The 13,349-nt window shown below is 45.0% G+C and carries 10 protein-coding genes and 3 tRNA genes; 4 read left to right on the top strand and 9 right to left on the bottom strand.

Features of this window, described 5'->3' with window-relative positions; genetic code table 11:
- Both GTW09_RS04190 and GTW09_RS04185 read left to right on the top strand, forming a co-directional pair.
- On the top strand, positions 1-996 hold the full coding sequence (locus GTW09_RS04190; RefSeq protein WP_071979623.1) for a peptide ABC transporter ATP-binding protein: 996 nt from the start codon (positions 1-3) through the stop codon (positions 994-996).
- Positions 993-1,799 (top strand): ATP-binding cassette domain-containing protein, encoded by an 807-nt coding sequence (locus tag GTW09_RS04185; protein WP_071979624.1) that lies wholly within the window; start codon positions 993-995, stop codon positions 1,797-1,799. The genes GTW09_RS04190 and GTW09_RS04185 overlap by 4 nt, the downstream gene beginning before the upstream one ends.
- A gap of 106 nt (positions 1,800-1,905) precedes the next feature.
- Here GTW09_RS04185 and GTW09_RS04180 read toward each other — a convergent pair whose 3' ends face one another.
- The 9 genes from GTW09_RS04180 to GTW09_RS04140 form a co-directional block, all read right to left on the bottom strand.
- Positions 1,906-3,036: a sodium ion-translocating decarboxylase subunit beta gene (locus GTW09_RS04180; protein WP_163110335.1), complete on the bottom strand. Its 1,131-nt coding sequence runs from the start codon at positions 3,034-3,036 to the stop codon at positions 1,906-1,908.
- Positions 3,037-3,039: 3 nt separating this feature from the next.
- A complete protein-coding gene (oadA, locus tag GTW09_RS04175) occupies positions 3,040-4,944 on the bottom strand; it encodes a sodium-extruding oxaloacetate decarboxylase subunit alpha (protein ID WP_163110333.1) in 1,905 nt (634 codons plus the stop codon).
- A gap of 15 nt (positions 4,945-4,959) precedes the next feature.
- On the bottom strand, positions 4,960-5,259 hold the full coding sequence (locus tag GTW09_RS04170; protein WP_071979627.1) for an OadG family transporter subunit: 300 nt from the start codon (positions 5,257-5,259) through the stop codon (positions 4,960-4,962).
- A 189-nt stretch (positions 5,260-5,448) separates the two neighbouring features.
- Positions 5,449-5,525 (bottom strand) — tRNA-Arg (locus GTW09_RS04165).
- Between the two features lie 52 nt (positions 5,526-5,577).
- A tRNA-Arg gene (locus GTW09_RS04160) sits at positions 5,578-5,654 on the bottom strand.
- A 39-nt stretch (positions 5,655-5,693) separates the two neighbouring features.
- Positions 5,694-5,783 (bottom strand) — tRNA-Ser (locus GTW09_RS04155).
- A gap of 351 nt (positions 5,784-6,134) precedes the next feature.
- Positions 6,135-6,326 (bottom strand): carbon storage regulator CsrA, encoded by a 192-nt coding sequence (gene csrA / locus GTW09_RS04150; protein WP_032094439.1) that lies wholly within the window; start codon positions 6,324-6,326, stop codon positions 6,135-6,137.
- Between the two features lie 132 nt (positions 6,327-6,458).
- On the bottom strand, positions 6,459-9,056 hold the full coding sequence (gene alaS, locus GTW09_RS04145; protein ID WP_163110331.1) for an alanine--tRNA ligase: 2,598 nt from the start codon (positions 9,054-9,056) through the stop codon (positions 6,459-6,461).
- A gap of 225 nt (positions 9,057-9,281) precedes the next feature.
- The gene (locus tag GTW09_RS04140; protein WP_071979629.1) at positions 9,282-9,731 is read right to left on the bottom strand and encodes a regulatory protein RecX; all 450 of its coding nucleotides are present in this window, start codon (positions 9,729-9,731) and stop codon (positions 9,282-9,284) included.
- A gap of 205 nt (positions 9,732-9,936) precedes the next feature.
- On the opposite strand from GTW09_RS04140, the gene GTW09_RS04135 reads away from it, so the two are divergent.
- Positions 9,937-11,145, top strand: a complete 1,209-nt coding sequence (locus GTW09_RS04135; protein ID WP_163110329.1) for a GNAT family N-acetyltransferase — start codon at positions 9,937-9,939, stop codon at positions 11,143-11,145.
- 19 nt (positions 11,146-11,164) lie between these two features.
- Complete coding sequence (locus GTW09_RS04130) at positions 11,165-13,243, top strand: M13 family metallopeptidase (RefSeq protein ID WP_163110327.1); 2,079 nt, start codon at positions 11,165-11,167, stop codon at positions 13,241-13,243.
- Positions 13,244-13,349: the final 106 nt, after the last annotated feature.

Raw genomic sequence — 13,349 nt, 5'->3', positions numbered from 1 at the left:
ATGCCAATGTTAGATATTAAAAACCTGACGCTAGAGATGCACAGCAGTGAGGGCACTATTAAGGCATTAGATAAGGTCAACCTGTCTGTAAGCAGCGGCGAAATTCGCGCGTTGGTTGGAGAATCAGGCTCTGGTAAGAGTTTAATTGTGGCGGCAATTTGCGGAGCTCTTCCCACAGAGTGGACACTTACTGCAGATAGAATGAGCTGGAATGGTGATAACTTACTGGGCATGTCGGCTCAGCAGCGTCGGGAAGTTATGCGTCGTGAGATAGCGGTGGTTTTCCAAAATCCCCAAGCGAGTTTGGACCCCTCTGCCACACTAGGAGAGCAACTAGAAGAGAGTATTCCCAGTGAGTTTGTTCAGGGAAACTGGTTTTGGCAGCGAGCTCAGCATCGTAAAAAAATTGCCATCAGTACTGTTCATAAAGTAGGAATTAAGCACCATAAGCATTATTTAAGTGCCTATCCCCATCAAATACCCGCAGACATTGGTCAAAAGTTTATGATTGCCATGGCGCTTGTGTCTCAACCTACACTTCTTATTGCAGACGATCCCACACGAGGAATGGAGCCTACAACCAAAACACAAATTCTAAAGCTCTTTACTCGACTAAACCAAACCCGTTCTTTATCTATTTTGTTTGTGAGTCACGACCTGCTTGCCATTGCCAGTATGTCGCATACCATGACGGTGCTTTATGCTGGACAAACCGTTGAATCTGGCAGAATGAAGCATATTAAAAAGCGTCCACTGCACCCGTATACAAAGGCTTTGCTAGACAGCGCACCGAGCTTTAGGAAAGATTTACCTCCTAAGTCTCACCTGCCGACTATTGCTGGATCAATTCCTACTTTGCAACATTTACCCATTGGCTGTCGACTTGGACCGAGATGCCCGAGAGCTCAGCGCGCATGCGTTCAAACGCCTGTAGTACGCAAAATTCACGACCACAGTTATAGTTGCCACTTTCCGCTACATATGGAGAAGCTATGACCGACGTAATGCACGTTAAGCAATTAACCTTTTTGCACAATGAAAAAAAGCGTTGGTTAAAGCGCCCTGAAGTTTTTAAATTGGGCCCCATTGAGCTTACCGTTAAACGAGGCGAAACCGTGGCTATTATTGGCGAAAACCGCTCTGGTAAATCACTATTGGCAAAGCTGCTTGTGGGCGCCGTTCGTGCCGACGAGGGTGAAATAGAAATTAATGAACACAAGTATTTAGCCAAATATAAATCTAAAGATGGTCAACGCAAGCGCACTCATGACATTCGCATGATTTTACAACATAGTAGTGAAACCATGAATCCATCGGTGCCCGTTGGACGCATTCTTGATGAACCTTTGCGTTTGAATACTCAGCTAGATGCCTCTGAGCGTAAAGAGGTGATAGAAGATACTCTGGTTAAAGTGGGCCTGTTACGGGAGCACTATTACTTCTATAGGAATATGCTTTCAGACGGTCAACAACAACGCATTGCGTTAGCACGAGCAATAATGCTTAAACCTAAAGTACTTGTGGCAGATGAGCCTTTTGCTGCGTTAGATCCTTCCATACGCTCACAAACCGTGAACTTAATATTGGCTTTACAGCAAGAGCTTGGGTTAGCCTTTATTTTTATTAGTCATAACTTGGGAATTGTGCGTCACATCGCAGACAAAGTGATTGTGATGGAAAAAGGGCAAATTGTTGAAGAGGGCAAAACGGAAACAATCTTCCGCTGGCCTCAGCATACCAGAACCAAAAAATTGGTTACGGCTTACCATTCTCTCGTACCCCAGCAAACCATTCGATAACAAAAAACGGTGCCTCATTAAGCACCGTTTTTGATATCTGAATTGAGGACGATTTTACGTCAGTCCAAGAGACAAATTATGTTGTACCATCAGTCCGCATAGATAATTAACCTACCAACGCGAGAAGTATTCCTGCGGCAACGGCCGAGCCAAGTACACCTGCCACATTAGGGCCCATGGCGTGCATCAACAGAAAATTGTGAGGATTGGCTTCCAGGCCCACTTTATTTACCACCCTAGCTGCCATTGGCACAGCAGAAACACCTGCAGCACCTATGAGCGGATTAATATCTCCGCCACTCAGTTTGCTCATTAACTTGGCCATAAGTACCCCAGTGGCGGTACCAATTGCAAAAGCGATAGCCCCTAAACCAAGAATACCGAGGGTTTCTACCGTAAGGAAAGCTTCTGCTGACAGTTTCGAACCAACCGCAAGACCAAGAAATATGGTGACTGTATTAATAAGTTCATTTTGAGCCGTTTTGCTTAAGCGGTCTACCACCCCACATTCTTTCATTAAGTTTCCAAAGCAAAACATACCAACAAGGGGCGTTGCTGCAGGTAAGAATAAAATAGTAAGAAACAATACCGCCAGAGGGAAAATGATTTTTTCTCGCTGGGACACAAATCGTAATTGCCCCATCTTTATTTCGCGCTCAGCCTTTGAGGTTAACGCTTTCATAATAGGAGGCTGAATAATGGGAACTAACGCCATATACGAATAAGCGGCTACGGCTATTGCTCCCAATAAATCTGGTGCTAATCGCGATGCCAAAAAAATGGCTGTAGGACCGTCCGCGCCGCCGATAATGGCGATTGCACTGGCATCTTTTAACGTAAACTCAAATCCGGGCAACAAATTCAATGCAATAGCACCAAACAGAGTGGCAAATATTCCAAACTGAGCGGCGGCCCCTAACAGCAGCATTTTAGGGTTAGCAATTAATGCGCTGAAGTCAGTCATTGCACCAACGCCCATAAAAATAAGCAGTGGAAATACTCCGGTATCTATGCCAATTTTGTAAATATAATGCAGCAACCCACCGGCCTCTGAAAAGCCGGCTATGGGGATATTAGTAAGCAACGCGCCAAAGCCTATGGGCAGTAGCAATAGCGGCTCAAACTTCTTTACAATAGCCAAGTAGAGCAAGCCGAACCCCACTAGCATCATAACAAGCTGTCCCATTTCAAAATGGGCAAGCGCAGTACTTTCCCAAAGCAATAGTAACTTATCCATGTACTACCCCAACGCAATCAGTGGCTGCCCACTGCTTACGGCGTCGCCATCATTCACCAGAATATCGCTCACTGTACCTGTATAGGCAGAGCGAATTTCCGTCTCCATTTTCATCGCTTCTAATATGATCACCACATCGCCTTCTGAAACGGAATCTCCCTTGCGAACGAGAATTTTAAACACGTTCCCAGCCAAAGGCGCATCGATAGACTCACTCACCTGAGATGATGCAGGGGTTGACGATGAAGTGGTCTGCGATGAAACCTCTTTGGGTGTTTCATTTTGCGCTGCGCCTGAGGTTGCAGATGTAACACTGGTAAGCGTTCCAGATGGGGCCACTTCTACATGGTATACTTTACCATCAACATTAACGTCGTAAGAGGCTATGTTTTCTGATGCTATGTTTTCAGAAGCCCCGTTATTAGAACCTATCTCATTCAAACCAATAGTGTTAGACGCAGTTGTTGCATCTGCTGATTTATCATCTTGTGTAGATGTCTTAGCAGGCGCTGCATCAGAGACTCCGGGGGGCGCCTCAAAAGCATCAGGATTACCGCGATTAGTCAGAAATTTAAGCCCAATTTGAGGAAAAAGTGCGTAAGTCAGCACATCATCAATTTTGGCGTCGCACAGCGTTATGTTCTTTTTGTCCGCTAGCTCGTCTAACTCTTTTTCAAGCTTATCAAGTTCTGGCTCGATATTATCAGCAGGTCGGCATGTTATCGGCTCACTGCCATCTAACACACGCGCTTGTAACTCAGAGTTAACGGGTGCGGCGGTAGCGCCATATTCACCCTTTAGCACCCCCGCGGTTTCTTTAGTGATACTTTTATAGCGTTCGCCGGTTAATACATTTAATACCGACTGAGTACCTACAATTTGTGACGTCGGCGTAACAAGAGGTATAAAGCCGAGATCTTCACGAACTCGAGGAATTTCTTTTAGCACCTCTTCAAACTTATCTTCTGCTCCTTGCTCTTTAAGTTGGCTTTCCATATTCGTTAGCATACCACCGGGAACCTGGGCGAGAAGTATACGCGCATCCACCCCCTTTAAGCTGCCCTCAAATTGACTGTATTTCTTTCTTACCTCTCGAAAATAGCTCGCAATCTCTTCTAAATGTGGCAGCGAGATGCCTGTATCTCGTTGCGTTCCCTCCACAATCGACACCATGGTTTCAGTGGCGGTGTGCCCGTAGGTCATACTCATAGAGGATATTGCGGTGTCAAGCATATCAATGCCCGCATCAACGGCTTTTTGATAAGTTGCAGTACTGAGCCCGGTAGTAGCGTGACATTGCATAGCAATGGGCACGTGAACTGTTTCTTTTAGCCCCGAAATTAATGCCTCACATTCATAGGGTTTGAGTAAACCTGCCATGTCTTTAATGCATATGGAATGTACACCAAGGTCTTCCAACTGTTTGGCCATGTCTAACCACAATTCTAAACCGTGAACAGGACTTACTGTATAGGAGATAGTTCCCTGAGCATGTGCTCCGCTGTCGATTGCGGCTTTAACCGCTGTTTTGAGGTTTCGGATATCATTCATTGCATCGAAAATTCGGAAAACATCGACGCCACTCTCGTGTGCTCGTTCAACAAAGCGCGTTACTACGTCATCGGCATAGTGCCGGTACCCCAGGAGATTTTGTCCACGCAGCAGCATTTGTTGTCTGGTGTTGGGCATCGCTTTTTTTAGTTGTCTAATGCGCTCCCAAGGATCTTCTCCCAGATAGCGGATACAAGCATCAAAGGTTGCTCCTCCCCATGACTCTACAGACCAGAAACCAGCGCTGTCTAATTTCTCTGCAATGGGAAGCATATCTTCAATACGCATTCGGGTTGCCAGTAACGATTGATGCGCATCACGTAAAACAAGCTCAGTAAGGGCAAGAGGCTTAGTCATGGTAAATCCTTGAAATTATGAATTCTTATTGGTTTTTCGATGTGCGTGTATAGCGGCAGAAATTGCGGCGATGACATTCTTTTCGATGCCTGAGCCATCAGTGATTGAACCTTCAACGCTTGGTTGTTGCGCATTAGCCCTTCTGTCAGCCACAACTGATTCTGAGGCTACTTCGCCTGGAAATACGCTACAGAATTTCGCTATTAAATGAATGCCTAATATAAGCAAGCCAAGAAAAGAAAAGACAAACACCATGCCTATTAGCATTAAAGAAGCGGCCTCTAATAGAAGGCTAGCAACAGAATCGGTATTCATGCGTGCTCACAAGTTTGTTGTTGTGGTTAAATAACTATCACGGGGTTACTCAAACTTCAACAAAGCTAAGGAACATTTAGTAAAAAGCGAGGAAATAGAGGGAGGACGAGTAAGAGAAATGACTACCCCATAGCATGCTGTTTTGACAGACATAAAAAAACCCACCTCAATGAGGTGGGCTCTCTTATATGGCGCGTGTGGAAGGATTCGAACCTCCGACCGCCTGGTTCGTAGCCAGGTACTCTATCCAGCTGAGCTACACACGCGTAAACTGTTTTACTTTCAATTTTTACATCGAAAGGTGACGCTTCAAATAAGTGGCGCGTGTGGAAGGATTCGAACCTCCGACCGCCTGGTTCGTAGCCAGGTACTCTATCCAGCTGAGCTACACACGCGCAATAAACTTTTTGTCGACCGCCACTATCAACGAATAATGGCGGAGAGGGAGGGATTCGAACCCTCGGTACGAATTAACGTACGGTTCCTTAGCAGGGAACTGGTTTCAGCCACTCACCCACCTCTCCTTGAGTGCGGGATGCATTTTACGGATTCACTGGCTTGAGTCAAACCTTTTTTAGGAAGAAAGTGTTCGTCCGCTGTCATTTTAAACGATTCGTTTAAAAAACACGTAATTTGAATGCTGGTTAAACAGTATAAACACGATTTCAAAGAATGCCATGCATAAAATGGCTTATACCGCTGTGCATATATATGTGTATAGATGCCTACCCACTCAGCGAGACTTAAAACGTTGGTAATCCCGGCGTGTTAACGCAGGTATAGCGGTTCTACATCAAGGTGACGCAACAATAATAAAAACACCAACAAAAAAGGCCGGCGTGCGCCGACCTTCCCCAGTGAAGCTCTATTAACGCTTACTCTGCGGAATCGGGCTGTCCGCCCTTTTCAGCTTGAATGCGCATATATATCTCTTCACGGTGCACAGAAACTTCTTTTGGTGCGTTAACACCTATTCGTACCTGATTCCCTTTTACGCCTAACACAGTAACAGTAACATCGTCACCAACCATAAGCGTTTCACCAACTCGACGAGTCAAAATAAGCATTCGCTTGCTCCTGTTCCTTTATATTTAACGTTTCCATTATAGTTCGCTTACTCGCCGGCACGACCCAGCGGAAGCACAGTGATTCCCTGTCTCTGTGTCACTTCAAAAACTCACTGTTATATGCACTTATCATTATAGCTTATCTTGTAACCAAGCGTTAACCGAATCTAACGCCTTATTAAGATTTTCCGGCTGGTCTCCACCAGCTTGAGCCATATCTGGCCTACCGCCGCCTTTACCACCAACCTGAGAGGCTACAAAGTTAACCAATTCACCTGCTTTAACTTGCCCGGTAAGTTTTTTGGTTACGCCAACAATCAGGTTAACTTTAGATTCGTTTGCTACACCTAATACTACGATACCTTCGCCTATTCGGTTCTTTATATCGTCCATCATTGAACGTAACGACTTGGCCTCAACACCTTCAAGGTTCGCAACAAGTACCTTAACACCGTTTATTTCTACCGTATTACTAAGCATATCAGCACCCTGCTGACTTGCCAGTTTTTGTTTCGCCGCAGTGAGCGATTTTTCTAATTCTTTAGTATGACTTTGCAATACAGACACGCGATCTACTACATTAGTTGGGTCTGTTTTCAACATTGCAGACAATGAAGCTAGCGTGGTTTGCTGGTTCTGAATCATTTCTATTGCATATTCGCCAGTGACAGCTTCTATCCGACGCACGCCTGAGGCTATACCGGCTTCGCTTACTATTTTGAAAAGACCGATATCACCGGTTCTTTCAACGTGAGTACCACCGCAAAGTTCTACTGAGAATGGCCCCATGGTAACAACGCGAACTTTTTCGTCGTATTTTTCACCGAATAATGCCATGGCACCTGACGCTTTAGCATCTTCAAGTTCCATAAGTTGAGTGGTTAGCGCATGGTTAGCCCTTACTTCTGCATTTACTCTTCGCTCAATCTCAGCAATTTGCTGTGCAGAAAGCGATTCGAAATGAGAAAAATCAAAACGCATTCGAGGCGCCTCAACAAGAGAGCCTTTTTGTGTGACGTGGTCGCCAAGAATTTCACGCAGTGCCGCGTGTAAAAGGTGCGTTGCACTATGGTTCTTTTTAATCGATTCTCGGTTTGCAATATCAATAGCAGCTTTAACGGTATCTTTTTTCTTCACCGTACCTTTTGCCACGCCTCTATGAGCAAAGGCTTTACCCATTTTTTGTGTGTCAGAAACCACAAACTCGCCATTAGCAACTCGTAAAACTCCTTTGTCACCCGATTGACCACCGCTTTCCGCATAAAACGGCGTATTATCTAGCACCACTACGCCCTCTTGGCCGTCTTCTAAGGTACTTACAAACTCATTGTCAGCAATAAGTTCAACGACAGTAGCGCTGCCTTCAACTTCCGTGTAGCCGGTGAAAGCAGTTTCTTGCTCTACCACCAACCTGCTGTTGTAGTCGGTTCCAAAGTTACTGGCTTGTTGTGCTCTTGCGCGCTGCTCTTGCATTGCGGCTTCAAAGCCTGCTTCGTCTATTTTTAGCTCATGCTCGCGGGCAACATCGTTGGTCAAATCAACTGGGAAGCCGTAGGTATCGTAGAGTTTAAATACGATATCGCCTGGAATAGTATCGCCCTTTAACGACTCAAGCGTATCGTTAAGCATTGCCATGCCGCGAGCTAGTGTCTTGCTAAACTGCTCTTCTTCTACACGAAGTACCTTTTCAACCACTGGCTTTTGATCAACAAGCTCCGGATAGGCTTCTCCCATTTCACTCGCTAGAGATGCAACTAACTTGTAGAAAAAGATGTCGTCTGCGCCAAGTTTGTAACCATGACGTACAGCTCGGCGGATAATTCTTCTAAGAACGTAACCACGACCTTCGTTCGATGGCATTACCCCGTCGCAAATTAAGAAACTACAAGAGCGAATATGATCAGCAATAACGCGCAGCGATTTGTCTTCCAAATCAGTGGTACCAACGATATCAGCCGCTGACTTAATAAGGTTTTGAAACAAGTCTATCTCATAGTTACTGTGTACATTCTGGAGTATTGCAGAAATGCGCTCTAGTCCCATTCCCGTATCGATAGAAGGTGCCGGAAGCGACTCCATACTGCCATCGGCCTGCTTGTTGTATTGCATGAATACAAGATTCCAGATCTCGATAAAGCGATCACCATCTTCTTCTGGCGTTCCAGGAGGGCCACCCCAAATATGTTCACCATGGTCGTAAAAGATTTCAGAACAAGGGCCGCAAGGTCCGGTATCACCCATAGACCAAAAGTTGTCAGATGTACTTATGCGAATAATTTTCTCTTTAGGAACGCCAATGTGGTTTTCCCAAATATCAAAAGCTTCATCGTCTTCAGAGTAAACCGTAACTAACAGCTTTTCTTTCGGTAGGCCTACTTCTTTAGTCAGGAAAGTCCACGCAAACTCAATGGCTTCTTTTTTGAAATAATCACCGAAGCTAAAGTTACCTAGCATTTCAAAGAAAGTATGGTGACGTGCTGTATAACCTACGTTTTCCAAATCATTGTGCTTACCGCCAGCTCGAACACAGCGCTGTGATGAAACCGCGCGGTTGTAGCTTCGCTTATCAGCACCAAGAAGCGTATCTTTGAACTGGTTCATACCTGCATTAGTAAAAAGAAGCGTAGGGTCGTCTGCCGGCACGAGTGAGGAGCTTGCTACGGCGTGATGGCCATGACTTTTAAAATAATCGATAAACTTATTGCGTAAGTCAGCAGTTGATATTGTCATTGAAAACCTAACTTCCTTTATACTAGTAATGGGACGGTGCGAAACATTTCCTCAGAAATAACTGCCGAGCGAAATGTTAACAAAGGGATATTCACAAACAGTTGTGTTTATCTCGCACAAATTTGCGCAACAATACCACGATTCAGTCATTTCTGTTAAGTGTAAGACGCTTTGTAATGGCGCAAATCTGTCATATATTTCGCTAATTTGAGGGTGTTTGGGTGCTTACTCGTTGCTCACTGCGTAATCGATATGGTCTTGATAAAAACCCCGGTATTGTAGAAAGCGTTTTTGCTTTTGGCGCAGTGCGTAATCGGTTTCAAAAAAATCACCGAACTTTTTGGTCTTTACTTTTTTCGCGCTTTCAAACCAATCGGCTTCTATTTCAAGAAGCGCGTCTCGCACTATGCCCTCATCTACGCCGTATTGCTGCAGATCTAACTTTATGACTCTAGGCCCCTTCCCCTTTAAGTAAAGCGTGCGCGCTCTGCTACAGGCAAACCGGTGATCGCTTTGCAAGTCTCTGTTGCGAAATTCATCCAATATGGGCAGGAAATCATCGCTTTCAATTCCCTTTTGAGAAAGCTTGCGCACTACCTCACTGTAACTATGCTCTCGTCGTGCCAGCATGCGAGTAATCGCGTCAATAATGATCTTTCTGTCAAACTCTGACATTTTTGTGAACTAGCCCCTTATCAATTTTCGTAAACATTTTGTTTTATATAAACGTGGCGTGTCGTTTTTGTCATAAAGGTTTTTGTCATAAAGAAAGTCCGCAATAACAAGTAGCCATAAATAACGAGCACATTCTAGCTTTACCGCTTGAGAGTCGCACCCCCTAACGCAAAATTACTGCTGAAATAACAATGCGCGTAAATCAATGAACGAAAAAATAGTAATACATGACAGCATAGCAACCATTGCGAAAGAACAGTGGAACCAGCTTGCACACAATGCTGGGCCTTTTCTTCAGTATGAATTTTTAAGCGCATTAGAGGTTTCTGGTTGCTGCGGAGGCGACACGGGTTGGCAGCCCTTTCATGTTACGGTGGAACGCGAGGGCAGAATTGTTCTTGCCGCTCCCGGCTACCTCAAAACTCATAGCTACGGAGAATACGTCTTCGATCATGCCTGGGCCAACGCTTATCATCAGCATGGATTGGAATACTACCCTAAATGGATTGCGGCGGTACCTTTTACACCGGTTACGGGACGACGACTATTAGTAAAAGAGGAAAACCTACTTAGCGCTGATCTCGTTCAGGATATTGGCAATTCATTGAAGACAGAATGTGAATCTCGATTCGGTGAAAGCCTTTCCTCTCTTCACTGGTTGTTTGTCGGCGAAGATGAAGACCAGGCTCTCGATGAAGAACGCCAATACTTAACTCGCCACAGCGTTCAGTTTCAATGGCATAACTACAATTATGCCGGTTTCGATGACTTTCTTAGCGCACTGACGTCAAGAAAGCGAAAATCTATTAACAAAACTCGAAAAGCGCTGTTAGACAAAGGGATCCGCTTTTCACATCGAACTGGCCGTAGTATTGATGCAGACACTCTCTCTTTCTTTGTTAAGTGCTATCAATCGACTTATCTAAAACGAAGCGGTCATGTGGGATATCTTAACAAAGCATTTTTTGAAACCCTGGTGAACACGATGAGCGAACGCATTCTTATTGTTACCGCCGAAGAACACCAAGTGCCCATTGCCAGCGCCCTATTTTTTTATGACAGCTCAGGCCTTTACGGCAGATATTGGGGAGCGTTAAAGCAGGTTGATAGCTTGCACTTTGCCTGCTGCTATTTTGAGGGAATAGAGTTCGCCATTAACAACAAGCTACCTCACTTTAACCCCGGTACCCAGGGCGAGCACAAAATACTCCGGGGCTTTGAACCCGTTTACTGTAAATCTAAACATCAGCTTTTAGAGTTTGCTTTTCACGATGCTGTCGCAAATTTTTTACAGCAAGAAAACCAACATATCGTTCACTATTTTAATCAGGCACAGAATGCTTTACCTTTTAATCAGGAATTTGTGCCTACTTTAAAAACAAAAAGTGTCATTCATCCTAACGACGACACATAAAATCAAAACGAGAAATCTTATGAAATATAAATTATTAGCCGTAGCAGTTGCGGCATCACTAGGCCTTGCCGGTTGTGGTCAACCAGAACAAGCAAAAGAACAGATGACCAAAGCAGAGACTGCGGAACAAACAAAAGCGGAAGCTGAACTGGGGTCATTCGGTGTAGACCTTTCTGCACGCAACGAACAAGTGAAGCCTGGTGACGACTTCTTTATGTATGCAAGCGGCACTTGGTACGACAACTATGAGCTACCCGCTGACAAAACTCGCTACGGAGCCTTTACGGCACTTGCAGAGCGCAGTGAAGAGCAAGTAAAAACCATTATTGACGGGCTAACAGAAAAAGAAAACCTGAATGCTGACGAAAAGTTAGTGAAAGACTTTTATGTTTCATTCATGGACACAGACACAATCAATGAAAAAGGAATAGCTCCGATCAGCGATGTGTTAGACACCATTAACAACATCGAAAGCACAAAAGATCTGACCGCAGCATTTGGTAAAAGCTGGCTATACGGTTACAGCACGCCTATTGGCGGTGGTATGTGGTATAACCGACTCGATCCTAACGAATATCAGCTAAGCGTTGGTGTGGGTGGCTTAGGTTTACCTGACAGAGACTACTACTTAAGCGATAGCGAGCGATTTGTAAAAATTCGCGAAGCCTATGTTGCGCATATTGAAGAGATGCTTACCCTTGCTGGCGAAGAGAACGCTGCTGAAAAAGCGGCAAATATTATGGCCCTTGAAACTCAGTTGGCAGAAGTACAGTGGCCGCGTGAAAAACGCCGTAACCGCGATCTTACTCTTAACCAAATAGAGCGCAGTAAGCTTACTGATACTTACCCTGGCTTTGATTGGGATGTTTACTTCGCACAAATGGACTACCAAGTACCTGAGCTAAACATCACTCAGCCAGAACCGGTGAAAGATGTCATCAAGCTTATCAATCAAGCAGACCTTGCAGATTGGAAATCGTACCTTAAGTATCACACCATCTCTAATAATGCGGACTTGCTCTCAGAAGATGTCTATATGGCCAACTTCGATTTTTACGGTCGCACGTTAAACGGTCAGCAAGAGCCACGTCCGCGCTGGAAGCGCGCGCTAAGCCAGATGTCTAGCACCCAGTCACTTGGCTTTGCAATAGGCAAAATTTATGTTGATGAGTACTTCCCTGAAAGTTCTAAAACTCAGATGGCCGAATTGGTTGAAAATCTTCGCGCCGCATTGGGTGAGCGCATAGACACACTAGACTGGATGGGTGAAGAAACAAAAGTAAACGCAAAAGAAAAGCTGATGGCTTTCCGCCCGAAAATTGGCTACCCAGATGAGTGGCAGTCTTTTGATGGCGTCACGATTAGTGATAGCGACCTGGTTGGTAATGTTCGCAATTTACGTGAATTCTTCCATGCAGAGTCTGTTGAACGTGAACTTAAAAAAACCGACCGTGAGCGTTGGGGCATGACACCACAGCGAGTTAACGCTTACTACAACAGTTCGTTCAACGAAATTGTATTCCCTGCTGCTATTTTGCAGCCTCCGTTTTTCGATCCCAATGCCGACCCTGCGGTTAACTATGGTGCAATTGGTGCCGTCATTGGACACGAAATGGGACATGGTTTTGATGACCAAGGCTCTAAGTCAGATGCAAACGGTATTCAAACTAATTGGTGGACAGACGAAGATCGCGCCGCATTTGAAGAAAAAGCAGACGCGCTCGCAGAACAGTACAGCAAATATGAGCCAATAGAAGGCAACTTTGTTAACGGTAGAAACAGCTTAGGCGAGAACATCGGGGATGTGGGCGGCCTGGCAATGGCATATCACGCTTATAAGTTAAGCCTTAACGGTGAGGAAGCACCTGTTATCGACGGACTTACTGGCGATCAACGCTTCTTCTTAGCATGGGCTCAAGTTTGGAAAGAAAAACGTACTGAGCAAAGTATGCTAAATCAGCTTCGCGCAGGTACTCACGCTCCAGGGCGCTTCCGTGCACAAGCACCTCGTAACCACGATGCGTGGTATGAAGCGTTTAACGTGCAGCCTGGCGATGAACTGTACCTTGCTCCAGAAGAGCGCGTACGTATTTGGTAATAGGTATTGAAAGACTGTATTCAGCTGAACTAGGACGGATTCAGTTCAGCTGCTATACATGATTTAAACTGCTTAGGTTAAGAGGCATCATAGTAATCTATGATGC

Origin of the sequence: Alteromonas hispanica (assembly GCF_010500915.1) — a bacterium.
GTDB classification, from domain to species: domain Bacteria; phylum Pseudomonadota; class Gammaproteobacteria; order Enterobacterales; family Alteromonadaceae; genus Alteromonas; species Alteromonas hispanica.
The sequence above is the reverse complement of the archived record's forward strand: the minus strand, read 5'-3'. Positions and strand labels throughout refer to the sequence as shown.

Coding starts and splice junctions, on each gene's coding strand:
- GTW09_RS04190 (WP_071979623.1), top strand. CDS start 1: ATGCCAATGTTAGATATTAAAAACCTGACGCTAGAGATGCACAGCAGT.
- GTW09_RS04185 (WP_071979624.1), top strand. CDS start 993: ATGACCGACGTAATGCACGTTAAGCAATTAACCTTTTTGCACAATGAA.
- GTW09_RS04180 (WP_163110335.1), bottom strand. CDS start 3,036: ATGGATAAGTTACTATTGCTTTGGGAAAGTACTGCGCTTGCCCATTTT.
- oadA (WP_163110333.1), bottom strand. CDS start 4,944: ATGACTAAGCCTCTTGCCCTTACTGAGCTTGTTTTACGTGATGCGCAT.
- GTW09_RS04170 (WP_071979627.1), bottom strand. CDS start 5,259: ATGAATACCGATTCTGTTGCTAGCCTTCTATTAGAGGCCGCTTCTTTA.
- csrA (WP_032094439.1), bottom strand. CDS start 6,326: ATGCTTATTTTGACTCGTCGAGTTGGTGAAACGCTTATGGTTGGTGAC.
- alaS (WP_163110331.1), bottom strand. CDS start 9,056: ATGACAATATCAACTGCTGACTTACGCAATAAGTTTATCGATTATTTT.
- GTW09_RS04140 (WP_071979629.1), bottom strand. CDS start 9,731: ATGTCAGAGTTTGACAGAAAGATCATTATTGACGCGATTACTCGCATG.
- GTW09_RS04135 (WP_163110329.1), top strand. CDS start 9,937: ATGAACGAAAAAATAGTAATACATGACAGCATAGCAACCATTGCGAAA.
- GTW09_RS04130 (WP_163110327.1), top strand. CDS start 11,165: ATGAAATATAAATTATTAGCCGTAGCAGTTGCGGCATCACTAGGCCTT.